This is a genomic window from Chryseobacterium indologenes (assembly GCF_018362995.1).
Classification (GTDB): domain Bacteria; phylum Bacteroidota; class Bacteroidia; order Flavobacteriales; family Weeksellaceae; genus Chryseobacterium; species Chryseobacterium indologenes_G.
This window is the reverse complement of sequence record NZ_CP074372.1, coordinates 1,373,928-1,390,578: the sequence shown is the minus strand read 5'-3', so window position 1 is coordinate 1,390,578 and position 16,651 is coordinate 1,373,928. Positions and strand designations below refer to the sequence as shown.

Below are 16,651 nucleotides of genomic sequence, written 5' to 3'. Positions count from 1 at the left end.
AGTTAATGAAAGAATATTTTACTATTTAATTTAAACCAAAAAACAAAAAATTATGATTTACGCAAATGCTTTTTTCACATCCAGTAATAGCTATCCTAACGAAGATGTTGTGCAGTTGATAGACAATTATACTCACGAGGCTGTTGTTTATAAAAAAATTGGTGCTGCTGTTGAAGATGGAGTTATTTACAGAAAAAAGGATAATGATTTTTATGAAAGACAATGGTTAGGATATATCAATGTATTGTGGTGGAATATTAAAGAAGCAGGCATCACAGCATCAATGGTTACGGAACGTATTAACAAAGCTCTTGCCTTGGGATATAATACTTTTTTTGATGAAGTGTCAATTGAAATTAATGGAACGCTTTACCTTCAGAATAATCAAAAAGTTCTGTCCAATAAATGTACTATAAAACAAAATGCAGCCAAAGCAGAAATTTTTAACTGTGAACAAAAGGAAAATATTTCTATTACAGGATTTACTTTTGAGGGAGAAGGGATTGATTATGTTGTGAATGCCAGTTCCAGAAATGTAGGAATTCTTTGTTATGGTGCAAAAAATCTTATTATTGAGAAAAATGTGTTTAAAAATTTTACTTACTCTCCAGTTTCAGGATTAGGTGAAATGGAACACCTGATTTTCAGATTCAATAAGGTTAAAAATTCATTTGACTACAGCTGGGCAACGCAGGAATCCGGTTATAGAAAGGATAATATGGGTATTGTTGTAGGGGGTAAAAATATTACCATTTTTAAAAATTATTTTGAAAATTCATCACAGGGAATTTATATCACTGAAAATTCTAATTTCATTAGTATTTCAGATAATGATATTGCAAATACTATTCTGGAGCATGGAATGTATCTTGATTCAGGGATTTCAAATCTTACAGTAATCGGAAACAGAGTACGGAATACCCTTAAAATAGGTATTAAACTTCAAAACAGTGATCATGCAAACTATGTAAGCAATAATGTTGTGATCTCTAATAATATTGTTGAAAATACAGGCGCAGGCGGAGATGGTATTTTGATCAATAATACAAGCCCGGGGATTCCTTTGCTTTATGCAAAAAATGTAGTTGTTTCTGGAAATGTGGTCAGAAATGCAGGTCAGCACGGAATTAATATAAGATTTGTAGACCTGGGTGTTATTTCCAATAATGTGGTGAATGACATAGCCTTTGCCGGAATCTATATATCGCATACGAAAGGAGTGGAAGTATATCATAATAACATTAAAACAACACAGGAAAACGGAATTATAATTGAAGCGTATAATTATCTGTTGTCTGCCAACTTTAATACTGTTGAAAATCCAGGAATGAGAAATTCTGGTTTGGAGGATTTATTAACGGGGATTACTCTACGTGGGACGAAAAACAAAGAGATCTCGTTAAGAAACAATAAGTTGATAGGAAACGGAATCGATATGAAATATGGTATTTTTGTAGAATTCATAGATGTTTCAGAAAAAAATCCTGAACAGCAGACTTTTCAGGAAACATATGAAATTGTAGGGAATACAGTATTAAAGGCCATTACTCCATACAGATTTTTAAACACTACTGTAAAATTGAGACTTCTTAATAATAATTACAAAAATTTATTGACAGTTCCTGTACAGGAATCATAATTTTAAAATCTAATTATTTTAGACGAAAAAGAATTCGTCTCACAAAATGTATTGTGAGACGGATTTCTATTTTTAGTCAAATATTATTTTTCCAGCGTCTAACTTTCACGTTGCTAAAAACATCATCCATGATAATTATCCCTTTATCTAAATAAACTTTTTAAGTTCATGAAATTTTGAAACCGAAGGTTTATGCTCTGCATTATTCAATTTTCCAAATCCGTATTTACAGAAAATAAACGGTAATCCCGTAGAACCTGCTGAATTATAATCAGTTTGAGTGTCACCAATATAAACAGAATCTTCGATGGATAGCTGATTTCTTTCCATGAGGAGCTGTATATTTTCAGATTTTGGTTTTTGAGTTCGTCCATGAGATTCAAAATCAACAAACAGATCATTGAACTGATAATAGTCTAAAAATGATTCTATATAACCGTCCTGGCAATTGCTTACAATGAAAAGAGAGTGGGTGTTGGCAAGATTCTTTAAAGTTTCTTCTACACCCTCATATAAAATTCCACCCTGTATGTGCAGTATTTTATTTTCTTCGGCTACAATTTCAGAAAGAAGTTCCTGAGCCTGCAGGTCTGAAATCCCCGGAATAATATCTTTTATAATATCATGAGCCAATAATCCCATATATTGATTCATATCTTCAGGCTTAAGTTCTCTTTGGATTAACTGATGTCTGCCCAGTACTTCATTCCATATTTTAATGATGGTCGCTCTGGAATCCCATAATGTTCCGTCAAGATCGAAAATTAAATTCTTTGTGTTCAAAATAAATATTTTATGGTTTATATTTAATCTATAATTAAAAAATTACAAAATCATACTCAGCTGTACTCTTTTTCGTGCTTCATCTACTTCCGTTACCTTTACACGAACATGCTGGTGAAGCTTTACCACTTCATTTACATCTGATACAAACCCATCTTTCAGCTGAGAAATATGAACCAATCCGCTTTCTTTGATTCCAAGATCCACAAAACATCCAAACGCAGTAATATTATTGACAATTCCCGGAAGAATCATGCCTGCTTTTAAGTCTTTAATGCTTTTAACGGTAGGATCAAATTCAAATACTTTGGCAGCCTTTCTCGGATCCAGTCCCGGTTTTTCCAGCTCTTTTAAAATATCTTTGATTCCTAAGATCCCGATCTCATCTGTGATATAACTTTCCGGTTTTACCAGAGCTATTTTCTCTTTATTGGCGATCAACTCATTGGTTTTAATGCCTAAATCTTTGGCTATTTTTTCTACAATTCCATAAGCTTCCGGATGTACAGCGGAATTATCCAGTGGGTTTTTACCATTCGCAATTCTTACAAATGCGGCTGCCTGTTGGAATGCTTTTTCTCCAAGTCTTGGCACTTTTTTAAGCTGTTTTCTATCTTCAAATGCTCCGTTTTCAGCACGGTAATTCACAATGTTTTCCGCCATTTTTTCGCCGATTCCGGAAACATAGCTTAGAAGCGATTTACTGGCTGTATTTAAATTAATTCCCACAGAATTTACGCATTTCATCACCGTAGAATCCAGTTCATTTTTCAGTTGGGTCTGATCTACATCGTGTTGGTATTGGCCAACTCCAATAGATTTGGCATCAATCTTTACCAATTCTGCTAACGGATCAGAGAGTCTTCTTCCGATAGAAACTGCTCCACGCACCGTTACATCATACGTTGGGAACTCTTCTCTCGCAATTTTACTGGCAGAATACACTGAAGCTCCGGCTTCCGAAACTACAAAAACCTGCAGCGGCTTATCGAAAGCAATCTTTTTGATGAAAAATTCTGTTTCACGGCTTGCTGTTCCGTTCCCAATAGAGATGGCTTCAATATTATAAGCATTTACCATAGAACGGATCTTTTTCATAGCCATTCCGCTTTCATTCTGCGGAGCATGAGGGTAAAGAGTTTCATTGTGTAATAAGTCTCCTTTTTCATCCAGACATACCACTTTGCACCCGCTTCTGTATCCCGGATCTATTGCTAGGATTCTTTTCTCTCCCAAAGGAGGAGCAAGCAAAAGCTGGCTTAAATTTTCAGAGAATATTTCAATCGCTTTTTTGTCTGCTTTTTCTTTGGCTTCCTGTAGCGCTTCATTGGAGATGGCAGGTTCAAGAAGCCTTTTATAACTGTCTTTTATGGCCAGCGCAATTTGGTCTGAGCTTTCATTATTAGATTTGATAATGGCTTTTTCAATAAAATCAATGGCTTCTTCCTTATCTATTCCTACATTTGTTTTTACAAAGCCTTCCGCTTCTGCTCGTAACATAGCCAAAAGCCTGTGAGAAGGAGTTCTGCTAAGGCTTTCTTCCCATTCAAAATATTGGGAGAATTTTTGGGCATCTTCCTCATCTTTTTTAGCTTTTACAACCTTGGAGGTAATAACTGCCTTACGCTGAAACAGTCTGCGGAGATTCTTGCGGACATACATATTTTCATTGATCCATTCTGCCATGATGTCTCTTGCACCCTGTAATGCTTCCTCTTCAGATGAAACGTCATCGTTCAGATACTTTGAAGCCAGAAACAGGATGTCATTATTTTTCTGACTCATAATGATCCTTGCTAAAGGTTCCAATCCTTTTTCCTTGGCGGTATCAGCTTTTGTTTTTTTACGTTTTTTGAAAGGCAGATATAGATCTTCCAGCTCCTGAATATCAAAGCTTTCTTCAATTCTCTGTTGAAGCTCAGGACTTAGAGCGTTTTGTTCTTCTATAGATTTTAAGATAGATTCTTTTCTCTTGACAATATCTTCGAACTGTTTGCTGATCTTTGAGATCTGTTCAATCTGTATTTCATCTAGATTTCCGGTTTTATCTTTTCGGTAACGGGAAATAAAAGGAATGGTGCAGTCTTCTGCTAATAATTGTAAAGTATTGTTGATGCTCTTCTCAGAAATATTGAGCTGCTTCTGTATAAATTCTATGGTCGTCATTGTTCTGTTTTCGGATAGCTAAAATAGGGTTTTGGGATGAAAAAATAGAAATACAACTATAAAAAAGCCTGATTACTACAAAATGTAATGAAACAGTAAAGAATCAGAATTACCCGATCAGTTATGATTCACAATATAGAACAGAGGTGTCAACTAAAAATAATATAAATATTGTATTTCTTGATGTATGATAAGGTACCTCCGAATAGGTTTTTCTATTTTTGTACCCGAAAACAACAAAATTTCAACAAACTTTTTAAACAGTTCAATATGAAAAAAATTAGCGTAATTGCATTAGTAGGAGTAGGATTGCTTTTAGCATCATGTGATAAAGGAAAAACGGCAGATACTGCAGCTACCACTCAGGAACAAGCCGTAGCAGAGAGCAAAGGTGAAACACTGGCAGTAGATACAGTAGGTTCAGTAGTAAACTGGAAAGCTACCCACAAAGGAGGTATGGCTCCACGTTGGGGAACACTTACTATAAAGTCTGGAGACCTTAGTGTTGATGCTGGTCAGGTTTCAGCAGGAAACTTTGTTATTGATATGAACTCTATCAAAGTAGATCCGGCTTCAGTTACAGAAAAAGATAAAAAACCTGCAGAACTTGAAACTCACTTGAAAAGCGCTGACTTCTTTGATACAGCGAAAAACCCAACTTCAGATTTTAAAATTACAAGCGTTACAGATCTGAAAGAAGCACCAAAAGATGCTGTAGCAGGAGCTAATAAAACAGTAAGCGGAAACCTTACATTATCAGGAAAAACAATGAATGTTACTTTCCCTGCTAAAGTAGATGTAGCAGATAATTCAGCTGCTATTCAGGCTAAATTTACAGTAAACAGAGCAGATTGGGGACTTAAATTCGGGACTTCAGAAGCAGATCCGGCAGAATGGATGATCAGCAAAGATATCGAGATTGCTATCGATGTAAAAGCTAAAAAATAAGTTATTGAAATTGTAATAACTACTGGGCTGTCTTGATAAAGGCAGCCCTTTTTATTTTTATAAACTTTATTTGACCTGGTGACAAAATCAATTCAAAATCCTTAAATTCTGAATCCTTACACAATATTCACTTCCGAGATACAACGGATTACCATGTTTTTCAGACCAGAAACCATCCAGTATATCCTTACTTAGACAACGGTATACTGCAACTCCTTTATAGATTTTATGATCTTCACCCTCATAGTTGAAGTTGATCACTAAAATATGGTCTTTATAAAACCCTGTACCATGTTGCAGATGATCACCAATAACCCACTGAGCAATAATACGGTTATTTTCATCAATAGATAAGGTTAATATACCATGATAAGAAGCCTGGGATGATTCTTCCTGATTACTTCCTTCAATAGCATAGCTTCCTTCAAGATCATGTACTGTCATTGATTTGTTATTTTAACAGAGGGCAAAATTAAATAATTCTGACTGCAGTACAAATCTCGTTTTGTATTGAATTTAAATTTCCGTTTCTTCTTATATATAAATTAAACTTTATTTTTGCTTTAAATTAATTTTAAAATGATTCCTTTTCTATTGATCGCTAATCTGATTACATTTGGTGTCTTTGGTTTTGATAAATGGCAAGCCAGAAAACAGCAATGGAGAATTTCAGAAAATACGCTTTTAGGAATTTCTCTTATAGGCGTTGTAGGAGCTGCTTCCGGAATGATTATCTTCAATCATAAAGTTTCCAAAAAATCATTTCTTGTGAAATTTTTTATTGTGGTTTTAATTGATCTGGTACTTTTTTACCGATTGATAAGATATTGATATAAAGAAAGTTGATTTGTTTTTTTTATGTTAAATTTGCTAATGACAAATAAATAATCATTAGGAGGAATCTGAATTTGATAAGAACCACTTGTAATAGATTCATGTGTGGAAATGGTACGCATATAGATAATTTAAACAGAGTTTTTTAACACTCTTTTTTTATTGTCTTGTAAATAAGTATTTTAAACATAATATTAAATATTTGCATAAGTAAATATTTTTTCATTAAAAATCACTACTTTTGCACCCGTAAAAATCTTTTATGCAAAACATTAGAAATATTGCGATTATCGCACACGTTGACCACGGAAAGACGACTTTGGTTGACAAGATCATTCACGCTACCAACATTTTCAGAGAAAATCAGGAGAGTGGGGAGTTAATTATGGATAACAACGATCTTGAAAGAGAAAGAGGGATCACTATCTTATCCAAGAATATTTCTGTTACTTATAAAGACACAAAAATTAACGTAATTGATACTCCTGGTCACGCCGATTTTGGTGGAGAAGTAGAAAGAGTATTGAAAATGGCTGATGGAGTTATTTTGTTGGTAGATGCGTTCGAAGGACCAATGCCACAAACAAGATTCGTACTACAGAAAGCATTGGAATTAGGATTGAGACCATTAGTGGTGATCAATAAAGTTGATAAGCCAAACTGCCGTCCTGACGAAGTTCATGATAAGGTATTTGACTTGTTCTTCAACCTTGAAGCTACAGAAGAGCAATTGGATTTCCCTACATTCTACGGATCTTCAAAACAAGGTTGGTTCAACACTTCATTAGAGCAGACTGAAGACATTTTACCACTATTAGATGGTATTTTACAATATGTTCCTGAACCGAAAGTAACAGAAGGAAATCTTCAAATGCAGATTACTTCTCTTGACTTCTCTTCTTTCTTAGGAAGAATTGCAATCGGAAAAGTGACAAGAGGTGAGATCAAAGAATCTCAGTGGATTGGCCTTGCTCAGGCAGAAGGTAAAATTGTAAAAGGAAAAGTAAAAGAACTTTACGTTTTCGAAGGATTAGGAAAGAAAAAAGTAACTGAAGTAAAAGCAGGGGATATCTGTGCTGTAGTAGGTTTTGATGCTTTCCAGATTGGTGATTCATTCGTTGATCTGGAAAACCCTGAACCATTGGAAAGAACTGCTATTGACGAGCCTACGCTGAACATGACGTTCTCTATCAACAATTCGCCTTTCTTCGGTAAAGATGGTAAATATGTTACTTCTAATCACCTGAAAGAAAGATTAACAAAAGAATTAGAAAAGAACTTGGCATTAAGAGTTCAGCAGACAGACGATGCTAACACATTCCTTGTTTTCGGTAGAGGTATTCTTCACTTATCAGTTTTGATCGAAACAATGAGAAGAGAAGGATATGAAATGACAATTGGTCAGCCACAGGTTATCTTCAAAGAAATTGATGGTGAAAAATGTGAGCCTTATGAATCTTTAGTTGTTGACGTTCCTGAAGAATTTGCTTCAAGAGTAATCGATTTGGCGACTCAGAGAAAAGGTGACCTTCACATCATGGAAACTAAAGGTGAAATGCAGCACATGGAGTTTGAAATTCCTTCAAGAGGTTTGATCGGACTACGTTCTCAGATGCTGACAGCTACTGCAGGGGAAGCTATTATGGCACACCGTTTTACAGAATATAAGCCTTTCAAAGGAAATATTCCTGGAAGAAACAATGGTGTTCTGATCAGCAAAACTACAGGTCCGGCTACAGAATATTCTATTGCTAAATTACAGGATAGAGGTAAGTTCTTCGTTGATCCGGGTGAGGAAATCTACACAGGAATGATCATCGGTGAGCAAAACAAGCCGGGAGATTTGGTAGTAAACATCGTAGAAGCAAAACAGTTGAACAACATGAGAGCTTCTGGAAAAGATAAAGATACTGGTGTTGCTCCGAAAATCTTATTCTCTCTTGAAGAATGTATGGAATATATCCAGGGAGATGAAGCTATTGAGGTAACTCCAAACTTCATCAGAATGAGAAAGAAAATCCTTTCAGAAGAAGAAAGAAAAAGAGTAGAAAGAGGAGCGAAAGCATAATCCGAAATTCTTAAAATATAATAAAGCCTCGATTTTCGGGGCTTTTTTTCTATGTCAACCCATTAAAATGCTTATTTTGGCATAATAATCTCTGAAAGTAAAAATAAATTTTAAAGTAGTTTTGTGACTATGAGAATGAATAAATTAAAACTTATCGTTTTATTGGGCGTTTTTGCATCTTACACTACCTCATGTTCCGTTCAGAACAATGTTGTAAAAACACCTTCAACGAAGAATCCGACAAAACCAACCAACAATACAACCCCGCCAAAAGTACCTGTTGTAACAACAAAACCTGCTACAGGAACTACAGTTTCAACTGAAGAAAATTTCAGGACGAATCTTCCGGAAATCAAAAGAGAGTTCCGTGGAGCATGGATCGCGAGTGTAGCCAATATCAACTGGCCTTCAAGAAATGATCTTACGGTAGAACAGCAGAAAGCAGAAGCAATCAGTATGCTTGATATGTTGAGAGATAACAATTTTAATGCTGCTATTTTTCAGATCAGACCTTCCGCAGATGCCCTCTATACAAGTAATATTGAACCCTGGTCTTACTTTCTGACCGGCGAAACAGGAAAGGCTCCTTTTCCGAACTATGATCCACTCCAGTTTTGGATAGAAGAAGCCCATAAAAGAGGCTTGGAACTGCATGTCTGGTTAAACCCTTACCGTGCACACCATACCAACGGCGGTGCCGTGAATAATCTATCAATGGCTAATAAACTGTCCGATATTGTTTTAAGATTAAAAAACGGAATGTACTGGTTTGATCCCGCCAATCCGAAAACACAAGGCCATGTATCCAATGTAGTAAAGGACATTGTGAAAAGATATGACATTGATGCCGTGCATTTTGATGATTATTTCTATCCTTACGCAACCTATAACAGAGGAGCCGATTTTCCAGATAATGCAACATGGAATGCTTATGTAAGCAGTGGTGGTACGCTATCCAGAGCAGACTGGAGAAGGGATAACGTTAACAAATTTGTAGAGCGTATTTATAAAGAGATCCATGCTGAAAAAAATAACGTAAGATTCGGAATCAGCCCATTCGGAATCTGGAAACCCGGATACCCTGCAGGAGTAGTAGGATCTTCACAATTTGACGAGCTATATGCAGATGCTAAATTATGGTTAAATAAAGGCTGGGTAGATTACTTTTCACCACAGCTTTACTGGCCAATTGATTCCAAAGGGCAAAGTTTTGAAGCGTTGTTAAGCTGGTGGCAATCTGAAAACACAATGAACCGTCACTTATGGCCGGGATTGAACACTGTTGAGGTTAAAGTATCAGACCGTCCAACAGAAATTAAAAACCAGATTGCAATCTCCAGAAATATCCTGAAAAATGATGCCGGAGAAATTCACTGGAGCATTGCCGGACTTACTAAAAATCCGAATATGCTGCCTGCTTTGAAAAACGGACCGTACAGTGAAAAAGCATTAGTACCAAAATCTCCATGGATAAAAGCTGTTCCATTGCAGACTCCTACATTGTTTATTGCAGACAACGGAAGTTTCGTACAGACCAGCTGGAGTACAAAAAATGCTGCTGATGTCTTCCAATGGGTTCTTTTTACTCAATATAATGGAATATGGCAAACCGAAATTTTAACACTGGATACCCTTTCAAAAGACCTTCCTAGATTTAAAGACGGTAAAAAGCTGAGCGCAGTTGCCATAAAAGCTATTGACAGATTAGGAAATGAAAGTGACTATATCGCCAGAAAAATTAAATAGATTTTTTTATAAAAAGCAAAAAGGCTAATTTGCAAACTTCCATCTAGTATTAGTCATTGCAAAAGGTGAAGCAATCTCAATTATAAGTTTAAAACCCAGCTCTCCAATAGAGTTGGGTTTTTATTTTAGAATAACTATAAATTATCACATTAAAATAGTGATTTTCAATTAAATAAAAAACGCAAATAAATGATTATGTTTAAAACATAAATTGCATCGGAATCATTTTTGCATGATTCATCCCATAATCACCAAAATATAATATTATGAATACTAACAGACTTTCCACTAACATGGAAAAAGCACTTAGTGACCAGATGAATAAGGAGATTCATGCATCTCATGTTTTTTTATCTTATGGAATTTGGGCCGATGATAAAGGCTATCAGGGAATTGCCAACTTTCTTTACCGTCATGCTCAGGAAGAGCGAAATCATTCAATCAAATTCATGGAATACATTTTAAACAGAGGCGGAAAGCCAAAAGTAGATGCTATTCCAGCTCCTCCGGCAGATCCGGACAGCCTTACAGCCTGTTTTGATGGCGTTTTTAAACATGAAGTTGAAAATACAACTGCTATTTACAGAATTGTAGATCTTTCCATGGAAGAAAAAGACTGGGCAACATGGAATTTTATGCAGTGGTTTGTACAGGAACAGATTGAAGAAGAAACATTAGCTCAAAACTTAATTGATAAATTAAAAATCGCTGGTGGTGACAGAGCTACTGATGAGTCTTTATTTACTTTAGATAAAACTTTACAGGAAGCACCGAATGATGTTCCGCTGGCTCAGAATGCTACGGGGGATAATCCATAAAACAGCCGGTGAATCTAAACCTTTAGAAAATCTGTCAGAATATTGGCAGATTTTTTTTGTAGACCAACTTTATCTATTTTTGAATAAACTAATAAATATGAGTGATAAATTTGATTTAATTTTTCCTAATGCTAATGCTTTCTATTCATATTATAATGAAAATGAAGACGAGTTAGTAAAGCTATATGATCTTTCTTTAATTAATATATTTACTGGTGCTAATAACAGTGGTAAAAGTAGACTTATAAGAACTTTTCTAGATTCTAATACTATTCTTTATGAATATAAATCTTTATTAAAAGAATATCTTAAAGAATTTAATGAATTAATTACTACTAAAAAATTTGGTGGTGTTAATAGTCATAATAATGTACTTTTTAATTCATATCAAAATGACCGAGGTGAAGTAGTGTTTAAAATCTTAAGTTACTCTGATTTACAGATTGATATGTTAAGTGTGGTTGATTTTAACTTAAATATTTTTAAGCTTTTAACAGAAAACTCTCATAGACTTTCTCTTAATTATTTTGGAAGTAATGGCTTTATCCAATTGCAAGGAGAGGATAAAGAAAGAATTAGTTTTTTGTTAATGCAAATAAAAAAAATGCTACATCAGGATTTTTTTGAAGAAAAGAAAAAAATATTTATTCCAACACTTAGAACGGCTCATTCTATTTTTCAAAAGAAAACCGACAAAAGCTTTTCAAAAATCTCAACTGATATTTTAAAAGAAACAATTGTAAAAAGTTATAATTTAAATGATGAAAAGATCGAAATTTTTACTGGAATGGATTTGTATTATCAGATTGTGAATGTAAGAAATGATATAAAAGATAAAAGAGAGGGATTTGAAAAATTTGAAGAATTTTTATCTCAAAATTTCTTCCAGAGTAAACGTGTTGAAATTGTTGCGAAATTTAATATTTATGATAAACACAATGGGAAAGATGATTCTGAAATAATAAATGTTTTTATTGAAGAGGAAAGTAAAGATTTGCATGAATTGGGTGATGGCATTCAAGCCTTATTTATTTTAATGTACAAGATTTACACTTGTGATAATAAAAGTGTTATTTTTATTGATGAACCTGAGATTAACTTGCATCCTGGAATGCAAAGGCTATTTTTAGAACAGATTACAAATAATAAATTTCTAAAAGAAAAGGAGATAACGTATTTCATTTCTACACATTCAAACCATTTCTTAGATTTGACAATTGAAAAAGATGATATTTCTATTTTTCTATTTAATAAAGTAAACAAAGATAAATTTATTGTAAAGAATGTTAATCATGGAGATAATTCTGCCTTACAATACCTTGGAGTAACTAATTCTTCTGTATTTCTAGCCAATTGTTCTATATGGGTTGAGGGAATTTCTGACAGAAACTATTTAAAAGCATTTTTAAAAGCATATTGTAAAGCTAATTCAAATAAAATATACCCTAAGGAAGATATTGAGTTTGCATTCATTGAATATGCTGGCAGTAATATTGATCATTATAATTTTAATGAAATAGAATTAAAAGAAAAAATAAATGCTTTTTCAATTAATAATAAAATATTCTTAATCTCTGATTATGATGGGCCATATAAAAATGAAAAACATGCTATTTACGAAGAAATAAAAAAAGAAAATAATAATTTTAAATATCAGACAACTAAGGACTATAGAGAAATAGAGAACTTATTACCATTTAGCGTTTGGGATAAAGTTTTAATTAACTTTTGTGATAAGAGAAAAGTGAAAACAGAAGAAGATTTTGAAAGAGTGCAGGCAGAAATTTCAATATCTCTAAAAAGAAAAAAAATGGAAGCTTATAAAACAGCGTATATTGGAAAATTATTAAACAATATTAAAGCAAACGTGCCTGAATTGAATAAAATTTGGGATAAAACAGAAGGAACTTTAATGAATAAATCTGAAGTAAGCTTTAAAGTTTTAGAATTAACTGAACAAGGATTAATAACTTGGGATGATTTTAGGACAAATCCTAAACTAGTTTCTATAGTACAGAATCTATATGATTTTATTCAAAAATCTAATTATAGGTAAATCATTTTTTATTACGATTAAACTTCACTATCTTTGCACACTCGTAATTCAAGGTTCAGAGTTCAATGTTTAAAGTTGGAGAAACCTTGGGTTACCCCTAAACCTTAAACTTTGAATTTTACAATATGAAATGTGGAATCGTAGGCCTGCCGAATGTAGGTAAATCAACTCTTTTTAACTGTTTGAGTAATGCAAAAGCTCAATCAGCAAACTATCCTTTCTGTACTATTGAACCGAACCTTGGAACGGTTTCTGTACCGGATCAGAGATTGTTTGAACTGGAGAAAATCGTAAAACCTGAGAGAGTTTTACCAGCGGTAGTTGAGATTGTTGATATTGCAGGTCTTGTAAAAGGAGCCAGCAAAGGAGAAGGATTGGGGAACCAGTTCTTGGCTAATATCCGTGAATGTGAAGCAATTATTCACGTTTTAAGATGCTTTGATAATGGAAATATCGTTCACGTAGAAGGTTCAGTAGATCCTTTAAGAGATAAAGAAATTATTGATATCGAGCTGCAATTGAAAGACCTTGAAACAGTAGGGAAAGCAGTTGAAAAAGCTAAAAAATTCATCAAGTCAGGGAAGAAAGAAGATATTCTTACTTACGAAACCCTTCAGAACTTACAGAAATTCCTTGAGGATGGTAAAAATGCAAGAGAATTTGCTGTAGATGATTTTACAAAATCAATTATTGGGGAAGTTCAGTTGCTGACCAATAAGCCTGTACTTTACGTTTGCAACGTAGATGAAAACTCTATCAAAAACGGAAATGACTGGATTGGTAAGATTGAAGAGATGGCTAAGAATGAAGGTGCAGAAGTAGTTGTATTAGCCGCACAGATAGAAGCTGATATCAATGAGCTTGAAACTTTTGAAGAGAGAGAAATTTTCCTTGATGAGTTAGGACTTACAGAACCTGGAGTTAATCGTTTGATCAGAAAAGCTTATGACCTGTTGAAACTTCAGACATATTTTACAGCTGGAGTGAAAGAAGTAAGAGCGTGGACTATCGGGCAGGGATGGACGGCTCCACAGGCTGCAGGAGTAATCCACACTGACTTTGAGAAAGGATTTATCCGTGCAGAAGTAATCAAATATAATGATTATATCCATTATGGTTCTGAAGTAAAGATCAAAGAAGCCGGAAAACTGTCTGTAGAAGGTAAAGAATACATAGTACAGGATGGTGACATCATGCACTTCAGATTCAATGTATAAGAAAATATTAAAGTTCGTTTATAATAAAAAACGCTTCCATGTATTTGGAAGCGTTTTTGCTAAACTTTCATGATGAGAATTCTATATTTTGAAGTTCTTTTTTTTCCTGTTCAAAATCTTTATAAGTGGTTAAAAAATGGTTATTCTGCATATTATGAATTTATTTTAAAATAAAAATCGCTTCCTTGTAGGGAAGCGATTCGTTATTATAATATTGTCTTTTATAAGTATTACAATTCAATACCTGGTTGGCATTGAATTTCTGCACAGGCAAAAGAAAACTTCTTACAAGTAAGGTCTGGAAGAAGACACATTTCTTTTCCTCCGGTAACTACTCTTAATTGTTTTTTGTTCAATTTTTTTCCGTTAGTTAAGTTTTGATTTTTCATAGTTTTGATTTTTAGTAGGTTAGTTTAACGAATGTAAGAAAAATAAATGAATTATATCACGATATATGGAAAAAACATGGTTTAATTTGAAATTTTTAATAGGTAGAACTTCGTATATTTGAATTTTACAAATCATCTGTCATGGAAAAAGTAGCACATACCTCACTCGAAGATTTTTACAGAGAGATGGCCGCCAAATTAGGCAAAGATCTCGAAAGTATTTTTCCCAAAGGACTTCATAAAGATATCGGGCACTTTAATGTTTTCGATATTGCTCAGACGCTCGAAAGGGCAAAGGCTACTTCCGAAATGCCCTATAACAGAAGGAAATACTATAAAATAAGTTTTATAAGAGGACGAAACAGGGCAGAATATGCTGACAAAGTAATCTCAATAAAACAGAACGCTTTATTATTTGCTACCCCAAAAGTTCCCTATCATTGGGTCCCTGAAGATCCTGATCAGTCGGGGAGTTTCTGTGTATTTACAGAAGACTTTTTCATTAAAGATAAATCCTATTATAACCTTGAAGATCTTCCTATTTTTCAACCTGGCGGGGTACCTGTATTCGAAATTGACGATGAACTTGCAGAAGAGATAGAAAGCCTTTTTAAAAAAATAAAAAAAGAGATAGATTCAGATTATGTTTTTAAATATGATCTGATCAGAAACTATGTTCTGGAATTGATTCATTATGGGCAGAAACTACAGCCGGCTACCAAAATATCCGCATCAAATGATGCTTCTATGAGAGTGGTTTCTCTGTTTATAGAACTGTTGGAAAGACAGTTTCCCATTGAATCCTGGGACCAGAGACTGCAGTTGAAAACCGCGAAAGATTATGCTGACAGATTGGCGGTTCATGTCAATTATTTAAACAAAAGATTAAAAGAAAGCACTGGAAAAACGACTACGGAATTTATTTCTGACCGAATCACCCAGGAAGCAAAAATACTCTTAAAGCAGACCAGATGGAACGTTTCAGAAATATCCTATGCCTTAGGTTTCGAAGAAATTGCCCATTTTTCTAATTTCTTTAAAAGGAAAACTTCCTTTACCCCATTAGAATTTCGTTCCTGATTTGAATTTTGCAAATTTCAGATTGATTCAAGCAAATGCTTCAGCCGGGAAATGTCTCAACTTTGTACCATCAAAATAATCAAAATAAAATGAACACAAAAACAAATATCGCACTGGTAACCGGAGGAAGCCGTGGATTGGGAAAGAACTCAGCACTAAAGATTGCTCAAAAAGGATTAGACGTTATTATTACTTACAGAAGCAACAAGGAAGAGGCTGAAGCTGTTGTGAATGAAATAAAAGCAATGGGACGAAATGCCGCTGCTTTCCAGCTGGATACAAAAGACATTAAAAGTTTTGACGCTTTTGTAAAAGACGTTACAGAACACTTGCAGGAAAATACAGGAAGTGCTCATATTGATTACCTGATCAATAATGCAGGAACAGCTTTATATTCACCGATTACGGAAGTTACAGAAGAGCAATTGGATGATGTGGTAGACATCCATTTCAAAGGAGTATTTTTCCTGACTCAAAAATTTTTGCCATTCATGAATGATGGGGGAGGAATTATCAATATATCTTCAGGATTGGCAAGATTTGCAACACCGGGATCTTCTGTTTATGGATCTATAAAAGCTGGAGTAGAAATGCTTACAAAATATATGGCCAAAGAATTAGGATCAAGAAAAATCAAAGCTAATGTTGTGGCTCCGGGAGCTATTGAAACAGACTTTGGGGGAGGAAGAGTAAGAGATAATGAAGAGATCAATGCTGCAGTAGCGGGTGCTACAGCCTTAGGAAGAGTAGGACTTCCCGATGATATCGGTGGTGTGGTAGCATTCTTGTGTACAGAAGATGCAGGATGGATCAACGGACAAAGAATTGAAGTTTCAGGAGGAATGTTTTTATAATATCTGATAGATCATCATTATAATACCACGGGCGGCTCATCTTGAGCCGCCCG

The 16,651-nt window shown here is 34.4% G+C and carries 14 protein-coding genes; 10 read left to right on the top strand and 4 right to left on the bottom strand.

Annotation, left to right across the window (positions count from 1 at the left end):
• Positions 1 to 52 precede the first annotated feature (52 nt).
• Positions 53 to 1,639, top strand: a complete 1,587-nt coding sequence (locus tag DYR29_RS06300) for a right-handed parallel beta-helix repeat-containing protein (protein ID WP_213279760.1) — start codon at positions 53 to 55, stop codon at positions 1,637 to 1,639.
• 147 nt (positions 1,640 to 1,786) lie between these two features.
• On the opposite strand, the gene DYR29_RS06295 is transcribed toward DYR29_RS06300, so the two are convergent.
• Positions 1,787 to 2,422 carry an HAD family hydrolase gene (locus DYR29_RS06295; RefSeq protein ID WP_213279759.1) on the bottom strand — a complete coding sequence of 212 codons (636 nt, stop codon included), beginning with the start codon at positions 2,420 to 2,422 and terminating at the stop codon, positions 1,787 to 1,789.
• Positions 2,423 to 2,464: 42 nt separating this feature from the next.
• Positions 2,465 to 4,588: a Tex family protein gene (locus DYR29_RS06290; protein ID WP_213279758.1), complete on the bottom strand. Its 2,124-nt coding sequence runs from the start codon at positions 4,586 to 4,588 to the stop codon at positions 2,465 to 2,467.
• Between the two features lie 270 nt (positions 4,589 to 4,858).
• Between DYR29_RS06290 and DYR29_RS06285 the strand changes: the two genes are divergently transcribed.
• Entirely contained in the window at positions 4,859 to 5,536 is a 678-nt protein-coding gene (locus DYR29_RS06285) for a YceI family protein (protein ID WP_213279757.1), read from the top strand.
• Between the two features lie 87 nt (positions 5,537 to 5,623).
• On the opposite strand, the gene DYR29_RS06280 is transcribed toward DYR29_RS06285, so the two are convergent.
• The gene (locus tag DYR29_RS06280) at positions 5,624 to 5,980 is read right to left on the bottom strand and encodes a hypothetical protein (protein ID WP_213279756.1); all 357 of its coding nucleotides are present in this window, start codon (positions 5,978 to 5,980) and stop codon (positions 5,624 to 5,626) included.
• Between the two features lie 135 nt (positions 5,981 to 6,115).
• Between DYR29_RS06280 and DYR29_RS06275 the strand changes: the two genes are divergently transcribed.
• From DYR29_RS06275 to ychF, 6 genes are all read left to right on the top strand, one after another.
• Positions 6,116 to 6,367 (top strand): DUF1294 domain-containing protein, encoded by a 252-nt coding sequence (locus tag DYR29_RS06275; protein ID WP_213279755.1) that lies wholly within the window; start codon positions 6,116 to 6,118, stop codon positions 6,365 to 6,367.
• A gap of 265 nt (positions 6,368 to 6,632) precedes the next feature.
• Positions 6,633 to 8,438, top strand: a complete 1,806-nt coding sequence (typA, locus tag DYR29_RS06270) for a translational GTPase TypA (protein WP_213279754.1) — start codon at positions 6,633 to 6,635, stop codon at positions 8,436 to 8,438.
• A 129-nt stretch (positions 8,439 to 8,567) separates the two neighbouring features.
• Positions 8,568 to 10,184 carry a glycoside hydrolase family 10 protein gene (locus DYR29_RS06265; RefSeq protein WP_213279753.1) on the top strand — a complete coding sequence of 539 codons (1,617 nt, stop codon included), beginning with the start codon at positions 8,568 to 8,570 and terminating at the stop codon, positions 10,182 to 10,184.
• A gap of 266 nt (positions 10,185 to 10,450) precedes the next feature.
• A complete protein-coding gene (locus DYR29_RS06260; protein ID WP_213279752.1) occupies positions 10,451 to 11,002 on the top strand; it encodes a ferritin in 552 nt (183 codons plus the stop codon).
• 97 nt (positions 11,003 to 11,099) lie between these two features.
• Positions 11,100 to 13,058: an AAA family ATPase gene (locus DYR29_RS06255; RefSeq protein WP_213279751.1), complete on the top strand. Its 1,959-nt coding sequence runs from the start codon at positions 11,100 to 11,102 to the stop codon at positions 13,056 to 13,058.
• Between the two features lie 125 nt (positions 13,059 to 13,183).
• Entirely contained in the window at positions 13,184 to 14,275 is a 1,092-nt protein-coding gene (gene ychF / locus DYR29_RS06250) for a redox-regulated ATPase YchF (RefSeq protein ID WP_213279750.1), read from the top strand.
• A 230-nt stretch (positions 14,276 to 14,505) separates the two neighbouring features.
• Here ychF and DYR29_RS06245 read toward each other — a convergent pair whose 3' ends face one another.
• Positions 14,506 to 14,664 carry a hypothetical protein gene (locus tag DYR29_RS06245; RefSeq protein WP_213279749.1) on the bottom strand — a complete coding sequence of 53 codons (159 nt, stop codon included), beginning with the start codon at positions 14,662 to 14,664 and terminating at the stop codon, positions 14,506 to 14,508.
• Between the two features lie 141 nt (positions 14,665 to 14,805).
• Between DYR29_RS06245 and DYR29_RS06240 the strand changes: the two genes are divergently transcribed.
• Positions 14,806 to 15,744, top strand: a complete 939-nt coding sequence (locus DYR29_RS06240; RefSeq protein WP_213279748.1) for a helix-turn-helix domain-containing protein — start codon at positions 14,806 to 14,808, stop codon at positions 15,742 to 15,744.
• Between the two features lie 89 nt (positions 15,745 to 15,833).
• On the top strand, positions 15,834 to 16,598 hold the full coding sequence (locus DYR29_RS06235; protein WP_213279747.1) for an SDR family NAD(P)-dependent oxidoreductase: 765 nt from the start codon (positions 15,834 to 15,836) through the stop codon (positions 16,596 to 16,598).
• The last annotated feature ends 53 nt before the right edge of the window (positions 16,599 to 16,651 follow it).